We start from the raw sequence: 26,568 nt of genomic DNA on the forward strand, positions 1-26,568 counted from the left end.
GCGTGGTTATTCGTCGGCGCGCAGTTCCACCATCAGATCGTCCGCCAGGGTTTCCAGGGAGGCCTGCAATGTCTCCAGGGATAATGTCGAGGGCACCTGCAGCAAGGCCTCGGCGTTGAACAGCGGATCGCCACTCATCGGCGCCGGGCGCACATCGGTGCTCAAACGCTCCAGGTTGACACCCTGCTGGCTCAACAGCGCAGTGATCTCACGCACGATGCCCGAGCGGTCATTGCCCACCAGGGTCATCACAATCGGTTTTGAAGCCGACGCCTGCCCGGAACTGCCCTCACCCACCAGCACGCGAATGCCGTGTGTGGATAAATCCTCCAGCGCCCCCACCAATGCCTGACGGCTCTCTGCGGGAACGCTGACGCGCAGGATCCCGGCAAACTGCCCGGCCATGTGGGCCATGCGGCTTTCCAGCCAGTTGCCACCGTGGGCGGCAATGTTCTGCGCGATGCGCTCAACCAGGCCGGGTTTGTCGGCGGCGATAATTGTGAGTACAAGATGGTCCATGGCGAAGCCCTCTGGAAATCAATCTACAAGGTGGACCCGGGAGCCCTCGAAAACAAATCGTGTACCATTTTTATATTTATCTGGAACAATCCAATAGTTTTTTGAGAACATCCGGTTCTCCGCTGTGACCGTACGACCAAAGTGGGTCGCTAAACGACGTATTTAGTCTAATTTTCACAACCGCAAGTCATCATGTAGTATGCCCAACCGTGCACTACATAATGAAAATCTGAAAAAGCGCATAAGCTCCGCAGAGTGAGGCAAGCAATGACTGAACACGTTCAAGTCGGTGGCCTGCAGGTCGCCAAAGTCCTGTTCGACTTCGTGAACAACGAAGCCATTCCCGGTACCGGCATCACTGCCGACCAGTTCTGGGCCGGCGCCGACAAGGTCATCCACGACCTGGCCCCGAAGAACAAAGCCCTACTCGCCAAACGCGACGATTTCCAGGCGCGGATCGATACCTGGCACCAGACCCATGCCGGCCAGGCCCACGACCCGGTGGCCTACAAAGCCTTCCTGCAAGACATCGGATACCTGCTGCCAGAAGCCGCAGACTTCCAGGCCTCGACCCAAAACGTCGACGATGAAATCGCGCGCATGGCCGGCCCTCAGCTGGTGGTGCCGGTGATGAACGCCCGCTTCGCCCTCAACGCCTCGAATGCGCGCTGGGGTTCGCTGTATGACGCGCTGTATGGCACCGACGCTATCAGCGAAGCCAACGGCGCAGAAAAGGGCAAGGGCTATAACAAAGTGCGCGGCGACAAGGTCATTGCCTTCGCCCGTGCGTTCCTCGACGAAGCCGCGCCGCTCAGCGCGGGCAGCCACGCCGAGTCCACCGGCTACAAGATCGTCGACGGCAAGCTGATCGTCAGCCTCAAGGGCGGCAGCAACAGCGGCCTGCGAGACGACGCGCAGTTGATCGGTTTCCAGGGCCCTGCGGCCGAGCCGATTGCGATTCTGCTCAAGCACAACGGCCTGCACTTCGAGATCCAGATCGACGCCAGCACCCCGGTCGGCCAGACCGACGCCGCCGGCGTCAAAGACGTGCTCATGGAAGCCGCGCTGACCACCATCATGGACTGCGAAGATTCCGTCGCCGCCGTGGATGCCGACGACAAAGTGGTGATCTACCGCAACTGGCTCGGCCTGATGAAGGGCGACCTGGCCGAAGAAGTGGCCAAGGGCGGCAAGACCTTCACCCGCACCATGAACCCTGACCGCGTCTACACCGGCGTGGATGGCAGCGACGTGACCCTGCATGGCCGTTCGCTGCTGTTCGTGCGCAACGTTGGCCACTTGATGACCATCGACGCGATCCTCGATAAAGACGGCAACGAAGTGCCGGAAGGCATCCTCGACGGCCTGCTCACCAGCCTGGCGGCGATCCACAGCCTCAACGGCAACAGTACGCGCAAGAACAGCCGCACCGGTTCGGTGTACATCGTCAAACCGAAGATGCACGGCCCCGAAGAAGCGGCGTTCACCAATGAGTTGTTCGGCCGTATCGAAGACGTGCTGAACCTGCCGCGCAATACGCTCAAAGTCGGGATCATGGACGAGGAGCGGCGTACCACCGTCAACCTCAAGGCCTGCATCAAGGCGGCCAGCGAGCGCGTGGTATTTATCAACACCGGCTTCCTCGACCGCACCGGCGATGAAATCCACACCTCCATGGAAGCCGGCGCGATGGTGCGCAAGGCCGCCATGAAAGCGGAAAAATGGATTGGCGCCTACGAGAACTGGAACGTCGATATCGGTTTGAGCACCGGCCTGCAAGGGCGTGCGCAAATCGGCAAAGGCATGTGGGCGATGCCCGACCTGATGGCCGCGATGCTCGAACAGAAAATCGCACACCCACTGGCCGGCGCCAACACCGCGTGGGTGCCGTCGCCCACCGCGGCTGCGCTGCATGCGTTGCACTATCACAAAGTTGACGTGTTCGCGCGCCAGGCCGAACTGGCCAAGCGCGAGCGCGCATCAGTGGACGATATCCTGACCATTCCCCTGGCCAGCAACACCGATTGGTCTGACGAAGAAATCCGCAACGAACTGGACAACAATGCCCAGGGCATCCTCGGCTACGTGGTGCGCTGGATCGACCAGGGCGTCGGCTGCTCGAAAGTGCCGGACATCAACGATGTCGGCCTGATGGAAGACCGCGCCACCCTGCGTATCTCCAGCCAGCACATCGCCAACTGGTTGCGCCACGGCATCGTCAACGAAGCCCAGGTGATGGAAAGCCTCAAGCGCATGGCGCCGGTGGTGGACCGTCAGAATGCCGGGGATGCGTTGTACCGCCCGCTGGCGCCGGATTTCGACAGCAACATCGCGTTCCAGGCAGCGGTTGAGTTGGTGATTGAAGGGACTAAACAGCCAAACGGGTATACCGAGCCGGTGTTGCACCGCAGGCGTCGGGAGTTCAAGGCTAAAAACGGCCTGTAAATGAAAAAGCCCTGATCGCGAGATCGGGGCTTTTTATTTGCGGTTGCGGTGGCTGGACTGGCGCTATCGGGGGCAAGCCCCCTCCCACATTTGACTGTGTTCACAAATCAAAGTGTGGGAGGGGCGGTGCGACGATTCGACTTGCTCCCGATGAGGCCCGCACAGTCAATCAAGAATCAGGAAACCATCCCCAACTCCTGCTTCACCAACTTCGCCAACTTCGCGCTATCAATCGGCTTGAGCAAAAAATCCACCACGCTCAAGTGCATGGCGTCGATCACATCCGGCGCTTCGGCGTCGCCCGACATGATGATGATCGGCAACGCCGCGCGGGTCGACTCGCGCACTTTTCGGATCAATTCCAAACCGTTGCTCGGTGCCATGCGCAGGTCGGTGATCAGCAAACCGATGGAGCTGGTGGAATTCAACAATTCCCATGCTTCCTCACCACCGTCAGCCGTCATGCAGCGAATGCCGTTCAGCCCGAGGATTTCCGCCAGCAATTCACGCGCATCCTTGTCGTCGTCCACGATCAATACACGTTGGGGCGGTAAATCGGGCTCCAGCATCACGGCGCTCAGCGCCTCGCGCTCGGCATCACTCAAAATATCGTGGTCGGACATACAGTTCTCAGCAATTTTCATCAATCTCGCAGCACACTCGTCAGACATCTGCGGGAGGGCGAACAATGTGCACTTCGTCGGAAAGTTTGCCTAGTGGGTGTTCTACGGGTTTTGGACGATAGTCATGTAAGGTTTTTCCTTAGTTTTGCGTGGGTTTCACCAACCTAGACTTACGTCCAATGGGCACCCGCCGTGCGGCAGTCGACCATGCAGCACGATAACGACAAAAAAACTGCGGTCACTGTTATGAGTAAAGCTGATGCTTTCACGCAGGCGGGTAAAACCGCCGTGTTGCAGAACATCCATGGCACTTTGCAATTCCTGCAACGCTTCCCTCCATTCAATCAGATGGAGCAGGCGCACCTGGCGTTTCTGGTGGAACAGTGCCAACTGCGCTTCTATGGTCCCGGCGACAGCATCCTCAAACCGTCGGGCGGGCCGGTCGAGCATTTTTATATCGTCAAGCAGGGCCGCGTGGTCGGCGAGCGCCCGGACTCGGCGGACACGACATTCGAAATCACCACCGGCGAGTGCTTCCCCCTCGCCGCCTTGCTCGGCGAACGCGCCACCCGCACCGAGCACAAAGCCGCCGAAGACACCTTCTGCCTGCAACTGAACAAGATGGCGTTCATCAAGCTGTTCGCCCTGTCCAGCCCGTTTCGGGATTTCGCCTTGCGCGGTGTCAGCAGCCTGCTTGATCAGGTCAACCAGCAGGTGCAGCAGAAAGCCGTGGAAACCCTCGGCACCCAATACTCCTTGAACACTCGCCTGGGTGAACTGGCCATGCGCCACCCGGTCACCTGCAGCCCGGACACCGCGCTGCGCGAAGCGGTGAGGCTGATGCACGAGCAGCAGGTCGGCAGCATTGTGATTGTCGATGAGCACAAGGCGCCGCTGGGCATCTTTACCTTGCGTGACCTGCGCCAGGTAGTGGCCGACGGCACCGGTGATTTCAGTCAAGGTATCGCCGGCCATATGACCCAGGCGCCGTTTTTCCTGTCCCCGGACCACAGCGCGTTCGACGCGGCGATCGCCATGACCGAGCGGCATATCGCCCATGTATGCCTGGTGCAGGACCGGCGCCTGTGTGGCGTGGTATCGGAACGCGATCTGTTTTCCCTGCAGCGCGTCGACCTGGTGCACCTGGCGCGAACCATCCGCAACGCGTCCCGGGTGGAACAGCTGGTGGCGATCCGCGGCGAAATCGGCCAACTGGTCGAGCGCATGTTGGCCCACGGCGCTTCGTCGACCCAGATCACTCACATCATTACCTTGCTCAACGATCACACCGTGTGCCGCGTCATCGAGCTGACCCTGGCGGAAAAAGGCGACCCCGGCGTGCCCTTCAGTTGGTTGTGCTTTGGCAGCGAAGGCCGCCGCGAACAGACGCTGTACACCGACCAGGACAATGGCATCCTGTTCGAGGCCAAAGACGCCGTGGAGGCCGCCGACATTCGCGAGCGCCTGCTGCCCCTGGCGCAACAGATCAACCAGAGCCTGGCGCTGTGCGGCTTCAGCCTGTGCAAGGGCAATATCATGGCCGGCAACCCGGAGCTGTGCCTGTCGCGGGCCGAGTGGGCGCGGCGGTTTGGCGCCTTCATCCGCGAAGCGACGCCGGAGAATCTGCTGGGGTCGAGCATCTATTTCGACTTGCGGGTGGTGTGGGGCGACGAGCAGGGCTGCGAGCAACTGCGCCAGGGCATTCTGGATCAGGTGGCGGACAACCGACTGTTCCAGCGCATGCTGGCCGAGAATGCCTTACGCCAACGCCCACCCGTGGGGCGCTTTCGCGAGTTCGTGCTGACGCGCAAAAGCGGTGAAAAGGCCACCCTTGATCTCAAGGTGCAGGGCCTCACGCCGTTTGTGGACGGTGCGCGCCTGCTGGCCCTGGCCAACGGCGTGCGTGCCAACAACACCCTGGAGCGGCTGCGCCAGTTGGTTGCCAAAGGCGTGATCGAGCCGCTGGACGGCGCCGCGTATGAAGAGGCCTATCACTTCATCCAACAAACCCGCATGCAGCAGCACCAGGTGCAGACGCGGGAAAACCAGCCGTATTCCAACCGCGTCGATCCGGACAGCCTCAACCATCTGGACCGGCGCATCCTGCGCGAATCCCTGCGTCAGGCCCAGCGCCTGCAAAGCAGCCTGACCTTGCGCTATCAACTGTGAGCCTGTTCAGTTGGCTGCGCGCGAAAAAACCCAGGCTCGACGCGGCGCAGCAGCAGCGCCTGGCCGAGTTGCGCGGGCCCTCGGCGCTGGGGCATGGCACATTGCGCAGCCAGCGCTGGGTGGTGGTCGACCTGGAAACCAGCGGCCTGAACCTCAACCGTGACCAGGTGCTGTCCATCGGCGCCGTGGTGATCGAGGACGGTGCGGTGGACTTCTCGCAGATGTTCGAACGCACCCTGCAACGCACCGCCACCAAACTCAGCCCCAGCGTGTTGATCCACGGCCTCGGCCCCAGCGCCATCGCGGCCGGCAGCGACCCGGTGGACGCGCTGCTGGATTTCATGGCGTTCGTTGGCAACAGCCCGCTGCTGGCCTTCCATGCGCCGTTCGATCAACACATGCTGGGCCGGGCGCTGATGGACAGCTTGGGTTATCGCCTGACACACACGTTTCTCGATGTGGCCGATATCGCCCCGCTGTTATGCCCTGAAGCGAACATCCGTGAGGCGGGGCTGGATGACTGGATCAGCCATTTCAAATTGCACGTGGGCGAGCGCCATCACGCCAGCGCCGATGCACTGGCTACGGCGGAGCTGATGCTGATTCTGTTCAGCCGTGCGCGCCAGCAACACATCGACACGCCCCAGACGCTGCAAGAGCGTTTATCCCAGTGGAAGCGGCGTAAACAAGCTCCGTCTTTCTAGGGGACGCGGAGCGTCCAGGGCGGCATTCCCACGCCGTCGCTCTAGGGGACGCGGAGCGTCCGGAGCGGCATTCCCACGCAGAGCGTGGGAACGATCTCCCGACAGACGCCAATTGCGCCCATCCTACGCCTCTGACACAATCGCGAATAATTCTCGTTAGTTTAAACTTTATTCGGTGATGCCTTGTCGTCGGTCCAGCCCCCACACAGTGAGCTTGTTGGCGCGTTGTATCGCGACCATCGTGGCTGGCTGCTGGCCTGGCTGCGGCGCAACGTAGCCTGCCCGAGCCGCGCCGAAGATCTCAGCCAGGACACCTTCATGCGCCTGCTGGGCCGAGACGGGCTGCGCGCACCCCGCGAGCCACGCGCCTTTCTGGTAGCGATTGCCAAGGGCTTGCTGTTCGATTATTTCCGCCGCGCCGCCCTGGAACAGGCCTACCTCACCGAATTGATGCTGATCCCGGAAAGCGAACACCCTTCGCCCGAAGAACAGCACCTGATCCTTGAAGACCTCAAAGCCATTGACCGCCTGCTCGGCACACTGTCGAGCAAAGCCCGCGCCGCGTTCCTCTATAACCGCCTCGACGGCATGGCCCATGCAGAAATCGCCCAGCGCCTGGGTGTCTCGGTGCCGCGTGTGCGCCAGTACCTGGCCCAGGGCATTCGCCAGTGCTACATCGCGCTGTATGGCGAGCCGACGTGACGCTGATCAGCTCCAAGCCGGTGTCGGCCCGCGTGCTGGACGCCGCGATTGCCTGGCAACTGTCCCTCGGCGCAGGCGATGGCAGCGAGGTGGAACAGGAAGAATTCGCCAAATGGCTGGCCAGCGATGAAGAACACGCCCGCGCCTGGCGCCAGCTGGGCATGCTCGACCAGCGTTTCAGCGTAGCCCGCGGCCCTGCGCGGGCCGCATTGTTGCAGTCGCGCGAAAGCGTTCGCCAGCGTATGCGCAAGCTGGGCCGTGGCCTGGCGAGCATTGCGCTGGTAGTTGGGCTGGCGTTGTTTGCCGGTGAGCGGTACGTGCCGATCCACTATTGGCTGGCCGATCAACGCACCGCTACCGGCGAGCAGCGCACACTCACGCTGGCTGACGGCACCCGGATCACGCTCAATACCCACAGCGCAATTGACGTGCGTTTCGACGATAAGCACCGTTTGATTGTGTTGCAGGAAGGCGAAATTTTCGTCGCAACCGGCCACAACGATGCGCGCCCGTTCTCTGTCCAGACCCGCGACGGCAACCTGCGGGCGTTGGGGACGCGGTTTATCGTCAGGCGCGAAGATCACGCCACGCGCCTGAGCGTGCTGCAATCGGCCGTGGCCGCCCAGCCCCAGGCGCTGCATCAGGAGCAGGTGTTCAAGCAAGGCCAGCAAGTGCTGATGCGCAGCGATGGCCTTGGCCCCCTGCTTGCCGTCCCCCCGGCCACCGACGCCTGGACCCGCGGCATGCTGGTCGTCGACAACGCCCGCCTGGGCGATGTGGTGGCGGAACTCGGCCGGTATCGCACCGGCCATCTGGGCGTGGATGACAACGTGGCCGACCTGCGCATCACCGGCAGCTTCCCACTGCACGACACTACCCTGGCGCTCAATGCGCTGTTGCCCACACTGCCGGTGCAGATCGAGCAGCACACGCCGTGGTGGGTGACTATCAAGGGTAAGCCTTAGGGTTTGCAGCGCCTGGGCGAACGCTATCGGGAGCAAGCCCCCTCCCACACTTTGATTTGTGAATACATTCAAAATGTGGGAGGGGGCTTGCCCCCGATGAGGCCCTCAGGAACACCACCCAAAAAATATTTTCACCCCGCCCTATCACTTTCCGATTCTCGTCCGGCACCTAGGCAATTGAGAAATATTTCCATTCAGGAGCCGCCCATGTCCCGCACGCTAGACACTTTGTTGCGCCCCAGCCTGTTAGCCGTGGCGATTGCCCTCGGCGTCCCGCTGGTCAGCGCCCCGCTGATCGCCGCCGAACAGGCCACCAGCGTGCGCGCCTACAACCTGGCGCCCGCCCCACTGGCCTCCACCCTGAACCAGATCGCCAGCCAGGCCGGCCTCGCTCTCACCCTCAACCCGGCGCTCGCCGCCGGCAAGACCTCGGCCCCGGTCAAGGGCCAGTTCGATGCGCAGGGTGCGTTGCGTGAAGCGTTGCGGGGCACGGGGTTGCAGTTGCAGCAGAGCAGCGCCGGGACGTTTACGTTGGTGGCAATTGCAGATGGTGTCGTGGCGTTGCCGGAGACGAGCATTATTGGTCAGGGCAGTTATGAGAGCGCGTGGGGGCCGGTCGAAGGTTACCTGGCGAAACGCACCGCCGCCGGCACCAAGACCGACACAGCCCTGGTCGAGGCGCCGCGTTCCATCTCCGTGGCCACCCGCGAGCAAATGCAGGATCGCAACGTGCAGAACCTCGACGACGCCGTCAAATACATGCCCGGAATCGTCTCCGCCAGCTACGGCAGCGACACCCGTTATGACTGGATGCGCGTACGCGGTTTCGAACCCACCCAGTTCCTTGACGGCCTGCCGCTGCCCCGTGGCGTGTACGCCAACCCGAAAGCCGAAACCTGGAACCTGGATCGCCTCGCCCTGCTGCGCGGCCCGGCTTCGTCGGTCTATGGCCAGACCCCGCCGGGCGGCCTGTTGGACATGGTCAGCCGCCGTCCCAGCGCAGAATCGAGCCACGCTATCCAGGTGCAATACGGCAGTGACAACTACCGTCAGATCAATTTCGAAAGCACTGGCAAGATCGATGATGAAGGCCAGTTTCTCTACAGCCTTGGCGGCGTGGTGCGCGATGCCGGCACCCAGGTCGATCACATCGACAACAAGCGCTACAACATCGCGCCAAGCCTGACCTGGAATATCGACACCGATACCAAGCTGACTTTCCTGTCGCAGTTCACCCGTGACGATACGGGCACCACCAGCCAGTTCCTGCCGATCCAAGGCACCAAGATCAAATCGCCATTGGGCGACGTTTCCCACCACAAGAACCTCGGTGACCCCGATTACGATTTCTACGACCGCACCTACTACGCACTCGGCTACGCGTTCGAGCACCGCTTCAATGACACCTGGCAGTTCAAGCAAAACCTGCGCTACACCAAATCCGAGCTGGCGTTTCAGCAACTGACGGTGGGGTCGTACGCCTTCTCACCGGCCGACGCCAATGGCAACATCAGCCGCTCGTCGACCAACGTAGACGAAGACATCAGCCAGTTCGCCGTCGATAACAACTTCCAGGCTGACTTCTCAACCGGCGCTGTGAACCATACCGTTCTGCTCGGTCTGGACCATCAACGTACCGATACCTCGTACCTGGCAATTTTTGGCGACGGCGGTACCACGAACATCTTCAACCCGGTCTACGGCCAGCCGATCGTGCGCCCGGCGCGCTCCACTGCGTTCTACGATTACAACCAGAAAACCGTGCAGACCGGCCTTTACGTGCAGGACCAGATGGCCCTGGACAACTGGCGCCTGACCCTCGGCGGACGCGAAGACTGGGTACACCAGGGCACCACCTACTTCAACAAAAGCGACGCAACCAATACCGACCGCAGCAAAAACTTCAGTGGCAATGCAGCACTGAGCTATGTGTTTGACTCGGGTTTCGTGCCCTACCTCTCGTACGCCGAGTCATTCCAGCCCGCAAGCAACGCCAGCGTGGACCCCCTTCAGTCGTTTAAACCGACGGAAGGCAAACAGTGGGAGCTCGGGATCAAATACCAGCCACCGGGCTCCAACACCTTGCTCAGCGCTGCGGTCTACGACCTGACCCAGAAAAACGTGCAGGTCACCAGCTTCCAGTCCGGCGGCGCCTCGGTAACCGACCAGACCGGCGAGGTAAAGGTCAAGGGCCTGGAATTGGAAGCCATCTCTGACGTGACCGAAAACCTCAAGGTTATCGCGGCCTATACCCTGGCCAAGTCCGAAATACAGAAAGGCCAATACAAAGGCAACCGCCTGCAACTGATGCCAAACCAGCAAGCCTCCCTGTGGACCGACTACACCTGGCATACCGGGGCACTGGATGGCTTCGGTATTGGCTTTGGCGCCCGCTACACCGGCAATACCTATGGCGACCAGGCCAATACCTGGTCCGGCAAAGCCAACGCCTACACCGTATTCGACGGCGCCGTGCACTACGACCTCGGCCGCCTGGACAACAGCCTCAAGGGCGCGTCGGTAAAAGTGAACGCGACCAACCTGTTCAACAAGGATTACATTTCCACCTGTGACGGTTCCTACTGCTACTTCGGCGACCAACGCAGCGTCGTCGCCAGTGCCACCTACCAGTGGTAATCGGCTGAGTTAACAACCGGGCCGTCCCACAGGGGCGGCTTCGGTGTGTCTGAAGGCTAGAACATGAAAAGCAAAACCATCCGCCGCTGGTCCTTCATCCACACCTGGACCAGCCTGATCTGCACCGTATTCCTGCTGCTGCTCGCCCTAACCGGCTTGCCGCTGGTGTTTCACCACGAGATCGACCATCTGCTGGGCAACGAGCCGCAGCTCAAGCAGATGCCCGCCGAGACGCCGCAACTCAACCTGGAGCAGTTGGTGGCCAAGGCCCAGGCCCATCGACCCGGCGAGGCCATGCAGTACCTGGCGTGGGACGAGGACGACCAGAACGGTGTGATCGCGATCATGGCCGCCACGGCCGGCACCGAGCCGAATTTGTCCCACACCTTCATGCTGGATGCGCGTACCGGCGAAGCGGTGGAAATGCCCTCCGCCAATGGTGGGCTCACCCTGTTCCTGCTGCGCCTGCATGTGGACATGTTCGCCGGGCTGCCAGGCAAGCTGTTGCTGGCGTTCATGGGGGTTCTGTTCGTGCTGGCGATCGTGTCGGGCACGGTGCTGTACCTGCCGTTCATGCGCCGCTTGAAGTTCGCCACCGTGCGCCAAAACAAGTCCACTCGCCTGCGCTGGCTCGACCTGCACAACCTGATCGGCGTGGTCACCCTGACCTGGGCACTGGTGGTGGGCGTGACCGGTGTGATCAGCGCCTGCGCCGACCTGATCATCGCCGCCTGGCGCGAGGACGCCCTCAGCGCCATGATCGAACCCTATAAAAACGCCCCGCCGCTGACCCAGCGCGCACCGGCCAGCGAATTGCTGAGCATCGCCGCCAATGCCGCGCCCGGCATGCAAGCGGACTTCATCGCCTTCCCCGGCACGCGCTTTTCCAGCGAACATCACTACGCCGTGTTCATGAAGGGCAGCACCCACCTCACTTCCCATCTGCTCACCCCGGTATTGATCGACGCCCGCACCCTGGCCGTGACCGCCATCGCCGCTCGGCCCTGGTACATGGACGCCATGGGCATGTCCCAGCCGCTGCACTTCGGTGACTACGGCGGCATGCCGATGAAAATCCTCTGGGCGGTGCTGGATGTGCTGACAATCATCGTGCTGGTCAGCGGGATTTACTTATGGATCGTGCGGCGCAAGGCGGGTAAGGCATGAAGCCCCGGCAGTCGAGTTTCTGGAAAGTGTTTGGCATTCCGCTGGGGATTGGCCTGCTCAGCGCCGCCGGGTTGTTTGCGGCTTTGCTGGGGGACGGGGGGTGGGATGCGTTGAGTTGGGTCGGGTTGGGCGTTCCCGCTGGCATTGGTGCATGGGCGTTGTTCAAGCGGCGCGGCTGAGGGCGCTATCGGGGGCAAGCCCCTCCCACACTTGAATTGTGAACACTGTTAAATGTGGGAGGGGGCTTGCCCCCGATGAGGCCTTCAAAACACCAAAAATCCCCCTCGCCAGCCACGGCGCAAGCCTCTAGGCTAGCCACATCCCATTTCGAGGAATGCCCATGTCCGTCCCCAGCATGACCTTGTTCCACAACCCCGCGTCGCCGTTCGTGCGCAAAGTCCGCGTGTTGCTGATCGAGACCGGCCAGCAGGACCGTGTGGCCCTGCATGCCTGCATGCCCACCCCCGTCAACCCGGACGCGCACGTGGTGCAAGGCAACCCGGTCGGCAAGATCCCGGCCCTGCGCCTGGCCGACGGTTCGGTTCTGCATGACAGCCGGGTGATCCTCGATTACTTCGACCACCAGCACGTCGGCAACCCGCTGATCCCCCGCGACGGCTCGGCCCGCTGGCGCCGCCTGACCCTGGCCTCGATGGCCGACGGGATCATGGATGCCGCCGTGCTGGTGCGCTACGAGACTGCGATGCGCCCGGTGGAGAAACATTGGGACCAGTGGCTGGACGAGCAGCGCAACAAGATGCGACGCGTACTGGCCGAGCTGGAAGCCGAGGCGATTGCCGAACTGGCCAGCCATTTCGACATCGCCGCGATCAGCGTGGCCTGCGCCTTGGGCTACCTCGACTTCCGTCATCCCGACCTGCAATGGCGCGTGGATAATCCAAGGCTTGCCGCCTGGTACGCCGAGGTCAGCCAGCGGCCTTCGATGCAGCAGACCCAACCGCCCGCGTGATGTTCACACAGACCCAATGTGGGAGGGGGCTTGCCCCCGATTGCGGTGTGTCATTGCGCTCATTTTTCTCTGAACCACCGCTATCGGGGGCAAGCCCCCTCCCACATTGAGCGGCGGTGTGATTGAGGAAGTCGATCATCCTGGCCTTCATTTGCTGATCCTCGCGCAGCCCGATCATTGCACAGCCTCCAGATCGAACTGTAACGGCTCTGCCACCTTGCGCTTGCCCACACCATACCAATCCAGCCTGCGCGTCAGTACCATCACCGTGCCCAGCAGGCCGAACAGCAACAACGAGCCCATCAGCAACGCGTAATCCTCGGCACTTAGCAGCCCGTACAACAACCCATACAACGCCGCCAAGCCCACCGAAAAGCCCAGGCCGTGGATCACGCTGCGCAGCACATGGCACACGTAGAAGCCGATCAACAACACGCAGGCGCTGGCCGATATCAAGTACGCCAGGGTAAACCCCAGATGCTCGGACAGCGACAACAGCAGCAGGTAGAAGAACGCCAATGCAAAGCCCACCAAGGCGTACTGGATGGGGTGCACCGCCAGGTTCTTGAGCACTTCGAACAGGAAGAAGCCGGCAAAGGTCAGGGCGATGAACAGCAGCGCGTATTTGATCGCGCGCTCGCTCTTGAGGTACTGGTCCACCGGGTCGATGAAGTTCACGCCGAAGCTGCGGTTATTGAAGTCATCACAGCCCTGGCGGTCCAGGCAGGTTTGCAGGGCCTGCTCGAGGTTGGTTGCGAAGAACGAGGTTTGCCAGTGGGCGGTAAAGCCCTTGTCGGTGACTTCCCGCTGCGCCGGCAGGAAGTTGCCGATAAAGCTTGGGTGCGGCCAGTTGGAGGCAAGTGATACCTGGCTGGTCTTGCCCACCGGCACCACCTGCAGTTGTTCGGTGCCCTGCAGGCGCAGGTCAAAGGCGAAGTCCACGGCGGCGGGTTTCCTGCTGTCCTGGTCGGGCAGCAGCACATGCACGCCCTCTCCCAGCCAGTCCACCAGGGAGCCCGGCGCAAATTCCAGGCGCTGATCGCCCAGCTCCAGCGTCAGCGCATTTTCGATGCCGCGAATATCGCTAATGCCCATCGCCAGAAACGCCGGTTCAAAACGGTAGTCGGCGAAGTTTTCCGTGATGCCCAGTTGTGCAGGCAGTTGGAAACGCCCACTGATGCGGTTAGCGGCATGAAACAACCGCGCCTGGTAGATGCCCCGTGCGCGCAGCTCGGTCTGCACCTGGCCGTCGAGTTCAAAGCGCTCCGGCAGGAAATACAGACGGCCGCGCTCCTCGCGAGTTTCCTCGTAGCGTTTGTTGAGTTTTTCATTGAGCTTCCATTCGCGCACCGTCTTGCGATAAGGCACCACCATCACCGGGCCGGTGAGGCGCTGCGCGAAGCTGGAACTGCGGGCGATGTCCATCAATACGCCGTCGCGCAGTTGCTGGCGGTCGCTGATGATGCCGTTGATCATCAGCAACGGAATCAGCAACAGCAGGATCAGCAGCGCAATCGCGCCAAGTTTGAAAAGCAGGCTGCGGTTCATGGGGCTCTCCCTGTTTTGATGAGGGGAGTCTGGGCAGCCTGTGTGGGGGATTTATGTGGGCAGTGTGGAGATTGTGTGGAGATGCAGCACCACCTCCACGCCACCCGGTACGTTGCCGATCTGCAGCGCGCCGCCGTGCAGCTTCATCACTTCTTCGACAAAGTTGAGGCCCAGGCCGGTGCTTTTGCGCCCGCTGGCCGGACGCGGCAGGGAATAGAAACGCTCGCTCAGGCGCGGCAAGGCGTAATCCGGAATCGGCGCGGCCTGGTTGAACAGGCTTATCCGAACGTCGTTGTGCCGCACCTGCGCACTGAACCGCAATTCGCCGCCGGGCGGGGTGAAATCCAGGGCGTTATCCAGCAGATTGCCCAGGGCCTGGCGCAGCAGGAAGGGTTCGCCAAACACCCGCACATCGGCGCCGATACTTTGCTCGACCTGCAGGCCGGCGCTTTCGATCCGCGCACATTGCGCCTTGAGTACATCATCGACCAGGCCCGCCAGCGGGATACTCGATTGTTCTTCCAGCCCCTGGCGTTGCTCCACCTGTGCCAGGTTCAACAACCGCTCGATCAGCTGCTGCAGGCGCGCGCTTTCGCTGTCGATATTGCCGACAAAACGCTGCTGCTGTTCGCGGGTCATGTCGCCCTGCAGCAACTCCGCCGCGCCGCGAATGGCCGCCAGCGGGCTTTTCAGTTCGTGGGTCAGGGTGTGCACGTAATGTTCGACATAGGCTTTGCCCTCCAACTGCGTGCGCATGTGTTCGACAGCGGTGGACAACTGCTTGAGCTCGCCGCCACGGTAATGGGGCAACTCGGCGCGACGCCCTTCGCTGACGGCCTCGGCATAGGCGGTCAAGCGTTTCAGGGCAACGCTCAGCCACCAAGACAACAGTGCGCCCAGCAGCAGGCCCAGAATCACCAGCCCGGCGCCATACCACAGCAGGCGCCGCTCGGTGCGGTCGACGTAGGGCTGTAACGAGCTATTGGGCTTGGCCACGGTCACCACGCCGATAATCCGGCCGTCGTCACGAATCGGCGCGCCCACGTGCATCACCGACGAGGTTGGGTCATCCGCTTCGCTGCGGGTTGAGCGCGCGCCGTACTCACCGCGCAGGGTCAGGTACACGTCGTTCCACCTGGAATAGTCCTGGCCCACCGCCTCGCCCGTGGAGTCGAGTAATACCGTGCCCTTGGCGTCGGTGACATAGATGCGGTGGTTGACCTGGTTCTTCGGCAGGCCCCAGATGACCGCACCCGGCTGACGATTGCCGTAAGCCTTGAGCACCTGCGGCCAGTGGCTCTGGCCGAGGGTGCCGTTCTTCACATCGGTGCGCAGGATTTCGGCGAGCAGGTTAGCGGTGTCCACCAGGGTTTCTTCGGTGGACTGGCGTACGCCGGGGCGGATTTCCTTCATCACCGTGTTGAGCACAAAGTAACCGGTCAGGCCGATAAACAGCGCGTACACCAGGAAAATCCGCAGCCCCAGGCGCATCAGCTGTGGCTCGGGCTGTAGCTGTAACCCAGGCCGCGATGCGTCTGGATCGGTTCGGCATCGGCGGCCACGCTGCGCAGTTTGCTGCGCAGGCTTTTGATATGGCTGTCGATATTGCGCTCATAGCCGGCGTCGGCGGGTACGCCTACAGCGTCCAGCAGTTGCTCGCGGCTGAACACACGTTCGGGTTGTTCCAGCAGGCTTTGCAGCAGGCGGAATTCGTGACGCGTCAGGCTCAGCGGCTGGCTGCGATAGTGGATCTGCATGCGCTCCAGGTCGACCTGGAACACCGCAGGCGCCACAGTCGGGCCGACCCGCTTGAGAATCGCCCGCACCCTGGCCGCTACTTCACGCGGGCTGAAGGGTTTGACCACGTAATCGTCGGCGCCGATTTCCAGCCCCACCACCCGGTCGATCTCGCCATCGCGCGCGCTGAGGAACATCACCGGCACTTCGCTGAACCGGCGCAGTTGCTTGCAGGTTTCAAAACCGCTGATGTCGGGCAGGCCGATGTCGAGGATGATCAAGTCGGCCGGGGTTTGGCGCTGATGCTCCAGCGCCGCCTGGCCCAGGCTCAGCCAGGTGGTGCTAAAGCCCTCGCCTTGCAGGGCGAAAATCAGCGTGTCGGCAATCGCCGCTTCGTCTTCGACAATCAGGATATGCGGCATGTGGGTCCGTCAGCAGTCCGGTTTGTCGGCAGTGTAACGACGGGCCGGGTTTACTGCTGCACCGAATTCACGCAAGGCCTTGGCGCCGATCAGCAGCGGGTAATTGAAGCTGCTGCGATCGGTAAGGTTGACCTCGACGGTACGCTTGACGTCACCCAGGCACATCTCCAGGTCGATCACCGGGCGCTTGGCCACACTGGCTTCGTCCTTGTCGTCATCTTCGTCGGCGCGGCTCTTGATCTTGCTGATGCGCGAGACCTTGTGCTCGTAGACTTTGTTGTCGGCGTCCTTGCCGCCGAGGCGGAAGCGCACCCAATCGTCGCCATCACGGGTGAAGGTTTCGATATCGCGGGCCGACAGCGAGGCGGTCAACGCGCCGGTGTCCATCTTGGCCTTGAAGGTCTGGCCGATTTCCGGCAATTGAATGTATTCGTAGCGACCGTAGAGGGTCGGTTCGGCGGCCATCACAGGCATGGCGGTGATAACGGGAAAAACTAGGGCGAACGCGCCAAGGAGCAATTTCACGGCATGATTTCCTCGAAAGAAGTGGACGGATTCTAGACCGCACGCACGGCACTTAGTTGGATCACCGAGCATAACCGGCACGTTGTGAAACATTCGTACAGCCATTTGCGATTTGGCCTCTAGACTCACCTTGCTTATCATTGCCCGCCCACAGAATTTCAAGAGTTGCTTATGCGCCGCCTGCTCACCGGCTGTTTGGTCACACTGCTGCTGTTACTCAACACGCTGATTTTGATCGGCCCCTTGCTGGTGTTTGCCCTGCTCAAGCTGGTGGCACCGGGCCGCTCGCGTGACTACGCGTCATCGGCGGTAATGTGGATCGCCGAGACCTGGGCCGAGATCGACAAGCTGATCTTCGCGGTGTGCATTCCCACCCAGTGGGATATTCGCGGCGGTGAAGACCTGCGGGGCGACACCTCTTACCTGGTCATCAGCAACCACCAGTCCTGGGTGGATATTCCAGCCCTGATCCAGGCGCTGAACCGGCGTACGCCGTTCTTCAAATTCTTCCTGAAAAAAGAGCTGATCTGGGTGCCCTTCCTTGGCCTGGCTTGGTGGGCGTTGGATTATCCGTTCATGAAGCGCTACACCAAAGCGTACCTGGCCAAGCACCCGGAGCTGGCCGGGCAGGACCTGAAGATCACCAAAGAGGCCTGCGAGCTGTTCAAGCGCCAGCCGGTGACGGTGGTCAACTACCTGGAAGGCACGCGGTTCAGCGAGGCTAAACGCAAGCAGCAGGACTCGCCGTTTAACCGACTGCTCAAACCGAAGGCGGGCGGCGTGGCCTTCGTGTTGGCGGCGCTGGGCGAGCAGTTGGATGCCGTCCTCGACGTGACCGTGGTGTATCCACAGCCGAAGATTCCAGGGTTCTGGGATTTGATCAGCGGCGCGGTGCCGAAGGTGATCGTGGATATCCGCACCCGTGAATTGGACGCGGCGTTGTGGCAGGGGGACTACGAGAACGATCCGGCGTTTCGCCTGACCGTCCAGAACTGGGTCAACCAGCTCTGGCGGGAGAAGGATACGCGCATCGAGCAGCTGCGCGCGCAGCAGTCTTAGCTGCCGGTGCCCCAAGCCTGGGCCAGCTTGCCCAGCACCGAGCTATCGGCGCCCTGCCCGCCCAGGTATTGCAGGATCACCGGGGCAAACTGACCGATCATGCCGCTGTCCATGCCCAGGGCGCTGAACGCGGTGTTCAAGTCATTGGTGTTTTTCACGTTGCCCAGCAGGCCGTCCAGGCCGCTGGTCTTGCTGCCGCCGGCCTGGCCGAGCATCCCGCTCAAGGCACCCAGGCTGCCCAGGGCGTTGTTACCCGACAGTTTATCGAGGCCCGGCACGCTGTCGCCCAGCTGCGAAAAGTCATTGCTGCTCAGCTTGTTCTTCGCCAGGCCCAGCATCGCGCCCGTGCCGCCGACGGCTTGCTCCGGGGTGATATTGAGTTGAGAGGTCAGGGCTGTCAGCAGGTCGGCCGTCTCCGATGTTGGAGCAGCGGCAGCGGCCTTGTTGTTGCCACCTTGCATGCCGGAGATGGCGTTGGCCGCATCGCCGAGGCTGAAGCCTGCGGCAAACACCGGGCTGGCGGCCACGGTCAACAGGCAGGAAAGGGCAAAACCGCGTGAAATCTTCATCAAGACAACCTCAGGAAATAGGTGCAAAAGCAGGCGTTGGACTGGGTATCCCGTCGGTTGTTCCGGAACCCATCGGGGATAAGCGGGTCTAGGAACTGACTACAAAATTTGTCAGGAAGAGACTTATGACTGCGATCCAACCCCAAGTGATTGAGCACAAGCCTGCCTTCTGGAGCCGCCCGCGTCTGTTCATCGGCGCCTGCGCCGTAGTGGCTGCTGGCATCGGCGGCGCGCTCTACACCCAGGACAGCGTCAAATCCGCGGCGACGTTGGTGACGACGACCCAGCAGCCGGCCGCGCAAATCATGGCGCACAAGGATTATCTGGAAGTACAGCCGATTGCCGCCACGGCGCCTGCGCCCGACCAGAGCCTGGAGCTGTGGGCCATCCCCAAAGACGGCACGCCTGTGTCCCTGGGACTTTTGCCGGAAGATGGCAAAGGCATCATTGGCCTGAACCCGCGTCAGCAGGAAAGCATCAGCAAGCCGGTGGAGCTGATGGTGAGTTCCGAGACCAAGGGTGGCTCGCTGAGCAAGCAGCCAACCGGCCCGACCGTCTACCAGGGTGCGCTGGCCGCACGCTAAACACCCTAAATCCCTTGTGGGAAGGGGCTTGCTGGATGTGATCAGCTGGCGGCTTCAGCTGCAGATGCAAAAAGGGCGGCCCCGCAGGTCGCCCTTTTCTATTTTATCAATCGTCACTTTGGGGCTGGTGTACGGATCGGCCCCCTCGAAATAAGGCATGGCCTTGCCATTGCAAACAGTTATAGCGAACTGTCAATTCTGACAGTAGCGACGTCTGCCCGCCCGTTCCAAAATCAAGTCCCTTGTCTATGCAAAGGATTCCGACATGATGCTTAAATCCCTAGTAACGAGCGCAGCGCTTTTTTCGATATTCTGCGGCAGCGCCGTGGCACAAAACATGAAATGCCCCTCGGCGGAGGTTATCCGCCAACAGCCGGCACAGGCACCGGAGAGTGGTTACATCTATGAAGCGAATGGTCCCGACGGAAGCGTTTGGAAAGGCCATAACCCAGAGGGCCAGGAAGGCGACTTGAAAACATTCGTGTTTTCGGCAGCAGCCTATCGGGCTAAAAGCTCCGAGGGGAATACAGACGTCGTCTCTTGTGATTATGACGGTACCCCTCAAAACGCATTCGCTCGAATGACCCTGTATTCATTCAGAGACTGGAAGGGTGCCCAAGGAGCAAAATGGAAAGTCGATCAGCCCGCTCCCGACAGGGTTGAATCCTGCAGTTCAAATAAGCAAGCAGATTGCGAGTTTGAATACAGCACGCTGGACAGGTAGCGAATACCGGGTTTTAAACGAAAAAAAGGCGACCCGCAGGTCGCCTTTTTTGCGGTCACGCCGCGCTGAACATTTTATGCGGATCAATCACAAACTTCTTCGGCACACCCGCATCGAACTCGCCATAGCCACGTGGCGCGTCATCCAGGCTGATGACCTGCACGCCGACGATTTCAGCGATGTTGATACGGTCCCACATGATCGCCTGCATCAGCTGGCGGTTGTACTTCATCACCGGCGTTTGCCCGGTGTGGAAGCTGTGGGATTTGGCCCAACCCAGACCAAAGCGAATGCTCAGGCTGCCCATTTTTGCGGCGGCATCGACAGCGCCTGGGTCTTCGGTGACGTAAAGGCCAGGGATACCGATCTTGCCCGCCACGCGCACCACGCCCATCAGTGAGTTGAGCACCGTGGCCGGGGCTTCGGCCTTGACGCCGTCGTGGCCGTGGCCGCGTGCTTCAAAGCCTACGGCATCGACGGCGCAGTCCACTTCCGGCTCGCCGAGCAGCGCGGCAATCTGTTCGTGCAACGGCGTGTCGGTGGACAGGTCGGCGATTTCAAAGCCCTGGGCCTTGGCGTGGGCCAGGCGGATCGGGTTGACGTCGCCGATGATCACAACCGCAGCGCCCAGCAGACGTGCTGACGCGGCAGCGGCGAGGCCCACGGGGCCGGCACCGGCGATGTACACCGTGCTGCCAGGGCCAACGCCTGCCGTGACCGCGCCGTGATAGCCGGTCGGCAGGATGTCGGAGAGGCACGTCAGGTCGCGGATTTTCTCCATCGCCTTGTCGCGGTCCGGCAGTTTCAACAGGTTGAAGTCGGCGTAAGGCACCAGCGCGTATTCAGCCTGGCCACCGGTCCAGTCGCCCATGTCGACATAGCCGTAAGCACCGCCCGGGCGCGCCGGGTTGACACTCAAGCACACGCCGGTGTGCATTTCCTTGCAGGAGCGGCAACGACCGCACGCTACGTTGAAGGGCACCGACACCAGGTCACCGATCTTCAGGTTCTCGACGTCGCTGCCCTTCTCGATCACTTCGCCGGTGATTTCATGCCCCAGCACCAGGCCGGTCTGGGCGGTGGTGCGGCCGCGCACCATGTGTTGGTCGGAGCCGCAGATGTTGGTGGAGACCACGCGCAGGATGACGCCGTGCTCGATCTTCCTGCCACGGGGGTCCTGCATTTTGGGATAGTCGATTTTCTGTACTTCGACCTTGCCGTTGCCGAGATACACGACACCACGATTGCCAGACATGCTTTCACCTCGCTGTTGTTTTTATGGAACTGCGTTGCCCTGTCAGGTGGGCAGCGCGTTTAAGTGCTCGGGTTACAGATGCTGTTTTTGCGTTGTTTTTGAGGGCCTCATCGGGGGCAAGCCCCCTCCCACATTTGCTGGTATTCACAATTTAAAAATGTGGGAGGGGGCTTGCTCCCGATAGCGTCAGTCAGAGCACCACCGTCCGATTGGCGTTCAAAAACACCCGCCGCTCGATGTGATACCCCACCGCCCGCGCCAATGTCAGCCCTTCAATATCCCGCCCCTTGGCAATCAGGTCCTCGGGATAGTGGCTGTGATCCACCACCTCCACGCCCTGGGCGATGATCGGGCCTTCATCCAGATCGTTGTTGATGTAATGCGCCGTGGCGCCGACCAGTTTCACGCCCTTGTTGTACGCCTGGTGATAGGGCTTGGCGCCCTTGAAGCCCGGCAGCAACGAGTGGTGGATGTTGATCGCCTTGCCGTCCAGCTTGCGGCACAGTTCCGGCGACAGCACCTGCATGTAGCGCGCAAGAATCACCAACTCGGCGCCGGTGTCTTCCACCACTTGCCATACCTGGCGCTCCTGGGACGGCTTGTCGTTGGGGTCCAGCGGAAAATGGAAGTAGGGAATCTGGTGCCAGTCGGCCAAGGGTTTCAGATCGGGGTGGTTGGACACCACCGCGACCACGTCCATCGACAATTGGCCGATGCGCTGGCGATACAGTAGGTCATTCAGGCAGTGGTCCGCCTTGGAGACCATGATCACCACTTTGGGCCGGTAGTTGGGCGCCGTCAGCTCGAAGATCATGCCGAAGGCTTCGCCGCGCGTGGCCAGGCCGTCGCGAAAGGCTTGCTCGTCAAAACCGTCCGGCTGGCGAAATTCCACGCGGATGAAAAACCGGCCCGAGAGGCGGTCATCGAACGAGTGGTGCTCGGTGACGTAGCAGCCCTGCTCGAACAGGTAGCGGGTGACCGCGTCCACCGTGCCGAGCACGCTGGGGCAGTCGGCGGTTAAAATCCATGTATCGGGTGCGCGGCTCATTGTGCGTGACTCCTTGATCGTTCCCACGCTCTGCGTGGGCATGCCGCCATGGACGCTCTGCGTCCGCTCTTGGGACGCCGAGCGTCCCGGGATGCGTTCCCACGCGGAGCGTGGGAACGATCAGGCTTGAACGCTCAGGCCAAACTCGGCGGAGGCGTCCTGCAACCACAACCACCAGTAGTCCGAGAAGCTGCGACGGATCAGCAGTTCCCAGGTGTCTTCTGCGGTATGACGGATCACCAGTTGCGACTTGGCGAACACCGTGCCCACCGCCTTGCCCACCGGGAAGTTGTTGGGGTGCACGTCGTAGCTGGTGGACTTCATCAGCACATCGCGCACGTTCGGACCGCTGAGTTCAAGAATTTGCTGGCCGCCGCTGACGTTGACGATCTGGATATGCAGGTCGCCCAACGCCGCGCGCAGGTTTTGTTCGGCGGCGAACTCTTCGCCGCCTGGCACGATCAACAGCCACTCGTCCGGGCCGAGCCATTGCAGGCTGGTTTCACCGTTGACGATGACCTGCAGAGCGCCAGGCAGTTCGATGCCCAGGGCCTTGTGCACGCCGCTGGCGAACGCGGCGTCATGGCCGTCGCCGCGGATGGTCAGGTGGCCCAGAAGTTTCTTTTCACGCACGGTCACGCCGGCATTCTTGCGGCCCTTGCCGACCAGGCTGGCGAGGTCGGCATGATGCAGCGACGACTCGGCCTTGGCACCGGTGGTGGGGCGTTGTTGGTATACGTTGGCTGCTGTCATAAAGCACCTGTCTGAATTCTGTTGTGAGGCTGATGGCCTCATCGGGGGCAAGCCCCCTCCCACAATTTGGAATGCATTCCCTGTGGGAGGGGGGCTTGCCCCCGATGCAGGCGACTCGGTCTATCAGATGTTCTGCCGCTCACCTTTCGGATCAAAGAACACCGAAGACACAATCTCCGCCTCGATCACGCTGCCATCGGCCTGGGGCGAAAACACCCGTTCGCCGATGCGCTTCAAGCCGCCCTTCACCACGCCCATGGCAAACGAATAGCCCAGGGAGTTGTGCGCATAGCTTGAGGTGACGTGACCGACCATCTTCATCGGGATCGTCTGCTTCGGATCGAACACCAACTGTGCGCCTTCCGGCAGCCACACGCTCGGGTCGATCGGCTTGAGGCCTACCAATTGCTTGCGCTCTTCACGCACGCAGTCTTCGCGGTTCATGCCGCGCCAGCCGATCCACGAGAACGGTTTGGTACGGCCTACGCACCAGCCCATGTTCAGGTCGTCCGGGGTCATCGAGCCGTCGGTGTCTTGGCCGACGATGATGAAGCCCTTCTCGGCGCGCAGGACGTGCATGGTTTCGGTGCCGTACGGCGTCAGGTTGTACTTTTTGCCGGCCTCGACGATCTGTTCCAGCACGCCCATGGCGTAGTCGGCCTGCACGTTGACTTCGTACGACAGCTCGCCGGTAAACGAGATACGGAACACCCGCGCCGGTACGCCGCCCACCAGGCCTTCTTTCCAGGTCATGAACGGGAAGCCGTCCTTGTCCAGGTCGATGTCGGTGACTTCACTCAGCAGTTTGCGGCTATTAGGGCCAGACAGCGTCATGGTCGCCCAATGGTCGGTGACCGAGGTGAAGTACACCTTGAGGTCCGGCCATTCGGTCTGCTGGTAGATTTCCAGCCACTGCAGAACGCGCGCTGCGCCGCCAGTAGTGGTGGTCATCAGGAAGTGGTTGTCGGCCAGACAGGCGGTGACGCCGTCGTCGAAGACCATGCCATCTTCCTTGCACATCAGGCCGTAGCGCGCCTTGCCCACGTCGAGCTTGGTCCAGGCGTTGCTGTAGATACGGTTGAGGAACTCACGGGCATCCGGGCCCTGGATATCGATCTTGCCGAGGGTGGACGCATCCAGCAGGCCGACGCTGTCGCGCACGGCCAGGCATTCGCGTTTGACCGCAGCGTGCAGGTCTTCGCCGTTGCGCGGGAAATACCACGGGCGTTTCCACTGGCCGACGTCTTCAAATTCGGCGCCGTTCTTCACGTGCCAGGCTTGCAGCGCGGTGTAGCGCACCGGTTCGAAGATGTGCCCACAGTGACGACCCGCTATCGCACCGAATGTCACGGGTGTGTAGTTGGGACGGAACATGGTGGTGCCCATCTGCGGGATGGTCACGTTCAGCGAGCGCGCGGCAATGGCCAGGCCGTTGACGTTACCCAGCTTGCCCTGGTCGGTACCAAAGCCCAGTGCGGTGTAGCGTTTGACGTGCTCGACCGACTCGAAACCTTCGCGGGTAGCCAGTTCGATGGCGGCGGCGGTCACGTCGTTCTGCAGGTCGACAAATTGCTTCGGCGCCCGTGCGGTAACTTTTTCGTGCGGTACCTGGAACAGCGCCAGGGTCGGCTCTTCCAGACGGCTCAAGGCTTTCGGCAACACGCCTTCAACCGGGGCGAACCCGGCTTCGCTGGCCGCACGTACGCCGCCTTCGAATCCATCGGCCAGGGAATCGCCCAGGCCGTAGACGCCGTTGATACCGCCGACGCACACGCGTTTCTGCGGCGCTTCGCCCGGCACGAAACCGAGGATGTCTTCACGCCAGGTCGGCTTGCCGCCCAGGTGCGAGGCCAAGTGGACCACCGGGCTGTAGCCGCCGGAGCTGGCCACCAGGTCGCAGTCCAGCCACTCGCCGGGGCTGGTGACTTTATGTGCTTTCACATCGATTGCGGCCACTCGGGCAGCGCTCACGCGCTTGGTGCCACGCGCTTCGACTACGGCGCTGCCGGTGAGGATACGAATGCCTTTGGCGCGGGCTTCTTCAACCAGCGCGCCGCGTGGGTTGTGGCGTACATCGGCCACCGCGACCACTTGCAGGCCCGCATCGAGCCAGTCCAGTGCAACGCGGTAGGCGTGGTCGTTGTTGGTCGACAGCACCAGCTTTTTGCCCGGCGCCACGCCGTAGCGGCGCACGTAAGTAGAGACGGCCCCGGCCAGCATGTTACCCGGCACATCGTTGTTGCCATAAACCAGCGGACGCTCGCACGCACCGGTGGCCAGCACCACACGCTTGGCACGTACACGGTGGATACGCTGGCGCACCACGCCGATCGGCGCGCGGTCGCCAAGGTGGTCGGTAAGGCGCTCGTGAATGGTCAGGAAGTTATGGTCGTGGTAGCCGTTGACGGTGGCACGGGGCAGCAGCAGCACGTCCGGCAGGGCTTTGAGCTCAGCGATCACGCTGGCAACCCATTCGGTCGCCGGCTTGCCGTCGAGGCTTTCGCGCGAATCCAGCAGCGAACCACCGAACTCTTCCTGTTCATCGGCAAGGATCACCCGCGCACCGCTGCGCGCAGCCGCCAGTGCAGCGGCGAGGCCAGCCGGGCCCGCCCCGACCACCAGCACATCGCAGTGACGGTTGAAGTTGTCGTAGGTGTCCGGATCGTTCTCGGTCGGCGAACGGCCAAGACCGGCCGCCTTGCGGATGTACTTCTCGTAGGTCATCCAGAACGATTGCGGGTACATGAAGGTTTTGTAGTAGAAACCCGGCGGCATCAGCTTGCCGCCGACCTTGCCAAGGATGCCCATCATGTCGTTGTTGACGCTCGGCCAGCCGTTGGTGCTGGTGGCAACCAGGCCTTGGTACAGCGCTTGTTGCGTGGCGCGCACGTTGGGAATCTGGGTGGCTTCGGTGGCGCCGATCTGCAGCACCGCGTTCGGCTCTTCGGCGCCGGCGGCGAAGATGCCGCGAGGGCGCGAGTACTTGAAGCTGCGGCCGATGATGTCGACGCCGTTGGCCAGCAGTGCAGCGGCCAGGGTGTCGCCTTCAAAGCCCTTGTAGCTCTGCCCGTTGAAGGTAAAGGTCAGGACTTTGTTACGGTCGATCCGGCCACCGTTGGACAGGCGATTGATCTGGCTCATACCTTCTCTCCAGCGGCCTTGGCGGTGAATTGCGGCTTCTCGCCGATCTTGTAGGTTTCAAGAATTTCGTAAGTCAGGGTGTCGCGCGTTGCGTTGAAGTACTGGCGGCAACCGGCGGCGTGAATCCACAGTTCGTGGTGCAGGCCACGGGGGTTGTCGCGAAAGAACATGTAGTCGCCCCACTGCGCATCGGTGCAGGCATTCGGGTCCAGCGGGCGCGGGATGTGCGCTTGGCCGGACGCGTGGAATTCCTCTTCGGAGCGCAGTTCGCCACAGTGAGGACAGAAGATATGCAACATAGG

The 26,568-nt window shown here is 61.7% G+C and carries 24 protein-coding genes; 12 read left to right on the forward strand and 12 right to left on the reverse strand.

The window, feature by feature from the left end; translation table 11 throughout:
- Nucleotides 1-6 precede the first annotated feature (6 nt).
- The gene (locus C4J92_RS24360; RefSeq protein WP_124368593.1) at nucleotides 7-519 is read right to left on the reverse strand and encodes a glycine cleavage system protein R; all 513 of its coding nucleotides are present in this window, start codon (nucleotides 517-519) and stop codon (nucleotides 7-9) included.
- A 267-nt stretch (nucleotides 520-786) separates the two neighbouring features.
- Between C4J92_RS24360 and C4J92_RS24365 the strand changes: the two genes are divergently transcribed.
- Nucleotides 787-2,964 carry a malate synthase G gene (locus C4J92_RS24365; RefSeq protein WP_124405472.1) on the forward strand — a complete coding sequence of 726 codons (2,178 nt, stop codon included), beginning with the start codon at nucleotides 787-789 and terminating at the stop codon, nucleotides 2,962-2,964.
- Between the two features lie 176 nt (nucleotides 2,965-3,140).
- Here the strand turns inward: C4J92_RS24365 and C4J92_RS24370 are convergent, their stop codons facing one another.
- Complete coding sequence (locus tag C4J92_RS24370; protein WP_124405473.1) at nucleotides 3,141-3,587, reverse strand: response regulator; 447 nt, start codon at nucleotides 3,585-3,587, stop codon at nucleotides 3,141-3,143.
- 246 nt (nucleotides 3,588-3,833) lie between these two features.
- Between C4J92_RS24370 and C4J92_RS24375 the strand changes: the two genes are divergently transcribed.
- The 8 genes from C4J92_RS24375 to C4J92_RS24410 all read left to right on the forward strand — a co-directional run bounded on the left by C4J92_RS24375 (nucleotide 3,834) and on the right by C4J92_RS24410 (nucleotide 12,901).
- Nucleotides 3,834-5,756 carry a putative nucleotidyltransferase substrate binding domain-containing protein gene (locus tag C4J92_RS24375; RefSeq protein WP_124405474.1) on the forward strand — a complete coding sequence of 641 codons (1,923 nt, stop codon included), beginning with the start codon at nucleotides 3,834-3,836 and terminating at the stop codon, nucleotides 5,754-5,756.
- Nucleotides 5,753-6,460, forward strand: coding sequence for a PolC-type DNA polymerase III (locus tag C4J92_RS24380; protein ID WP_124405475.1), 708 nt, complete (start codon nucleotides 5,753-5,755; stop codon nucleotides 6,458-6,460). The genes C4J92_RS24375 and C4J92_RS24380 overlap by 4 nt, the downstream gene beginning before the upstream one ends.
- Nucleotides 6,461-6,643: 183 nt before the next feature.
- Entirely contained in the window at nucleotides 6,644-7,162 is a 519-nt protein-coding gene (locus C4J92_RS24385) for an RNA polymerase sigma factor (protein WP_124364692.1), read from the forward strand.
- Nucleotides 7,159-8,127: a FecR domain-containing protein gene (locus tag C4J92_RS24390; RefSeq protein ID WP_124405476.1), complete on the forward strand. Its 969-nt coding sequence runs from the start codon at nucleotides 7,159-7,161 to the stop codon at nucleotides 8,125-8,127. Before C4J92_RS24385 ends, C4J92_RS24390 begins: the two co-directional genes overlap by 4 nt.
- Nucleotides 8,128-8,334: 207 nt before the next feature.
- Complete coding sequence (locus C4J92_RS24395; protein ID WP_124405477.1) at nucleotides 8,335-10,764, forward strand: TonB-dependent siderophore receptor; 2,430 nt, start codon at nucleotides 8,335-8,337, stop codon at nucleotides 10,762-10,764.
- Between the two features lie 63 nt (nucleotides 10,765-10,827).
- A complete protein-coding gene (locus tag C4J92_RS24400) occupies nucleotides 10,828-11,931 on the forward strand; it encodes a PepSY domain-containing protein (protein ID WP_124405478.1) in 1,104 nt (367 codons plus the stop codon).
- Complete coding sequence (locus C4J92_RS24405) at nucleotides 11,928-12,110, forward strand: hypothetical protein (RefSeq protein WP_124405479.1); 183 nt, start codon at nucleotides 11,928-11,930, stop codon at nucleotides 12,108-12,110. Before C4J92_RS24400 ends, C4J92_RS24405 begins: the two co-directional genes overlap by 4 nt.
- A gap of 161 nt (nucleotides 12,111-12,271) precedes the next feature.
- Nucleotides 12,272-12,901, forward strand: a complete 630-nt coding sequence (locus tag C4J92_RS24410; RefSeq protein ID WP_124405480.1) for a glutathione S-transferase N-terminal domain-containing protein — start codon at nucleotides 12,272-12,274, stop codon at nucleotides 12,899-12,901.
- A 174-nt stretch (nucleotides 12,902-13,075) separates the two neighbouring features.
- Here C4J92_RS24410 and creD read toward each other — a convergent pair whose 3' ends face one another.
- Genes creD through C4J92_RS24430 form a run of 4 tightly spaced genes read right to left on the reverse strand, consistent with a single transcriptional unit; the run spans nucleotide 13,076 to nucleotide 17,133 of the window.
- Nucleotides 13,076-14,449 carry a cell envelope integrity protein CreD gene (creD, locus tag C4J92_RS24415; protein WP_124405481.1) on the reverse strand — a complete coding sequence of 458 codons (1,374 nt, stop codon included), beginning with the start codon at nucleotides 14,447-14,449 and terminating at the stop codon, nucleotides 13,076-13,078.
- A 51-nt stretch (nucleotides 14,450-14,500) separates the two neighbouring features.
- The gene (gene creC / locus C4J92_RS24420; RefSeq protein WP_124405482.1) at nucleotides 14,501-15,940 is read right to left on the reverse strand and encodes a two-component system sensor histidine kinase CreC; all 1,440 of its coding nucleotides are present in this window, start codon (nucleotides 15,938-15,940) and stop codon (nucleotides 14,501-14,503) included.
- On the reverse strand, nucleotides 15,940-16,608 hold the full coding sequence (gene creB, locus C4J92_RS24425) for a two-component system response regulator CreB (protein ID WP_124405483.1): 669 nt from the start codon (nucleotides 16,606-16,608) through the stop codon (nucleotides 15,940-15,942). Before creB ends, creC begins: the two co-directional genes overlap by 1 nt.
- A 9-nt stretch (nucleotides 16,609-16,617) precedes the next feature.
- Nucleotides 16,618-17,133 carry an ATP-dependent zinc protease gene (locus tag C4J92_RS24430; RefSeq protein WP_372237481.1) on the reverse strand — a complete coding sequence of 172 codons (516 nt, stop codon included), beginning with the start codon at nucleotides 17,131-17,133 and terminating at the stop codon, nucleotides 16,618-16,620.
- 171 nt (nucleotides 17,134-17,304) lie between these two features.
- On the opposite strand from C4J92_RS24430, the gene C4J92_RS24435 reads away from it, so the two are divergent.
- Nucleotides 17,305-18,192, forward strand: a complete 888-nt coding sequence (locus C4J92_RS24435) for an acyltransferase (protein ID WP_124405484.1) — start codon at nucleotides 17,305-17,307, stop codon at nucleotides 18,190-18,192.
- Here the strand turns inward: C4J92_RS24435 and C4J92_RS24440 are convergent.
- Nucleotides 18,189-18,761 (reverse strand): DUF2780 domain-containing protein, encoded by a 573-nt coding sequence (locus C4J92_RS24440; RefSeq protein WP_124364702.1) that lies wholly within the window; start codon nucleotides 18,759-18,761, stop codon nucleotides 18,189-18,191. The two genes, C4J92_RS24435 and C4J92_RS24440, sit on opposite strands and share 4 nt — an antisense overlap.
- A gap of 125 nt (nucleotides 18,762-18,886) precedes the next feature.
- Between C4J92_RS24440 and C4J92_RS24445 the strand changes: the two genes are divergently transcribed.
- Nucleotides 18,887-19,345 (forward strand): anti-sigma factor domain-containing protein, encoded by a 459-nt coding sequence (locus tag C4J92_RS24445; protein ID WP_124372088.1) that lies wholly within the window; start codon nucleotides 18,887-18,889, stop codon nucleotides 19,343-19,345.
- Nucleotides 19,346-19,610: 265 nt separating this feature from the next.
- Nucleotides 19,611-20,069: a DUF3757 domain-containing protein gene (locus C4J92_RS24450; protein WP_124405485.1), complete on the forward strand. Its 459-nt coding sequence runs from the start codon at nucleotides 19,611-19,613 to the stop codon at nucleotides 20,067-20,069.
- A 55-nt stretch (nucleotides 20,070-20,124) separates the two neighbouring features.
- Here the strand turns inward: C4J92_RS24450 and fdhA are convergent, their stop codons facing one another.
- The 5 genes from fdhA to C4J92_RS24480 form a co-directional block, all read right to left on the reverse strand.
- On the reverse strand, nucleotides 20,125-21,324 hold the full coding sequence (fdhA, locus tag C4J92_RS24455) for a formaldehyde dehydrogenase, glutathione-independent (protein ID WP_057723611.1): 1,200 nt from the start codon (nucleotides 21,322-21,324) through the stop codon (nucleotides 20,125-20,127).
- A 190-nt stretch (nucleotides 21,325-21,514) separates the two neighbouring features.
- Nucleotides 21,515-22,372 (reverse strand): formyltetrahydrofolate deformylase, encoded by an 858-nt coding sequence (gene purU, locus C4J92_RS24460; RefSeq protein WP_124364704.1) that lies wholly within the window; start codon nucleotides 22,370-22,372, stop codon nucleotides 21,515-21,517.
- Between the two features lie 120 nt (nucleotides 22,373-22,492).
- On the reverse strand, nucleotides 22,493-23,125 hold the full coding sequence (locus C4J92_RS24470) for a sarcosine oxidase subunit gamma (RefSeq protein WP_124372091.1): 633 nt from the start codon (nucleotides 23,123-23,125) through the stop codon (nucleotides 22,493-22,495).
- A 123-nt stretch (nucleotides 23,126-23,248) separates the two neighbouring features.
- A complete protein-coding gene (locus tag C4J92_RS24475) occupies nucleotides 23,249-26,266 on the reverse strand; it encodes a sarcosine oxidase subunit alpha (protein ID WP_124405487.1) in 3,018 nt (1,005 codons plus the stop codon).
- Entirely contained in the window at nucleotides 26,263-26,565 is a 303-nt protein-coding gene (locus C4J92_RS24480) for a sarcosine oxidase subunit delta (RefSeq protein WP_124372093.1), read from the reverse strand. Before C4J92_RS24480 ends, C4J92_RS24475 begins: the two co-directional genes overlap by 4 nt.
- Between the last annotated feature and the right edge of the window lie 3 nt (nucleotides 26,566-26,568).

The organism is Pseudomonas sp. R3-18-08, from assembly GCF_003852065.1.
Lineage (GTDB): Bacteria > Pseudomonadota > Gammaproteobacteria > Pseudomonadales > Pseudomonadaceae > Aquipseudomonas.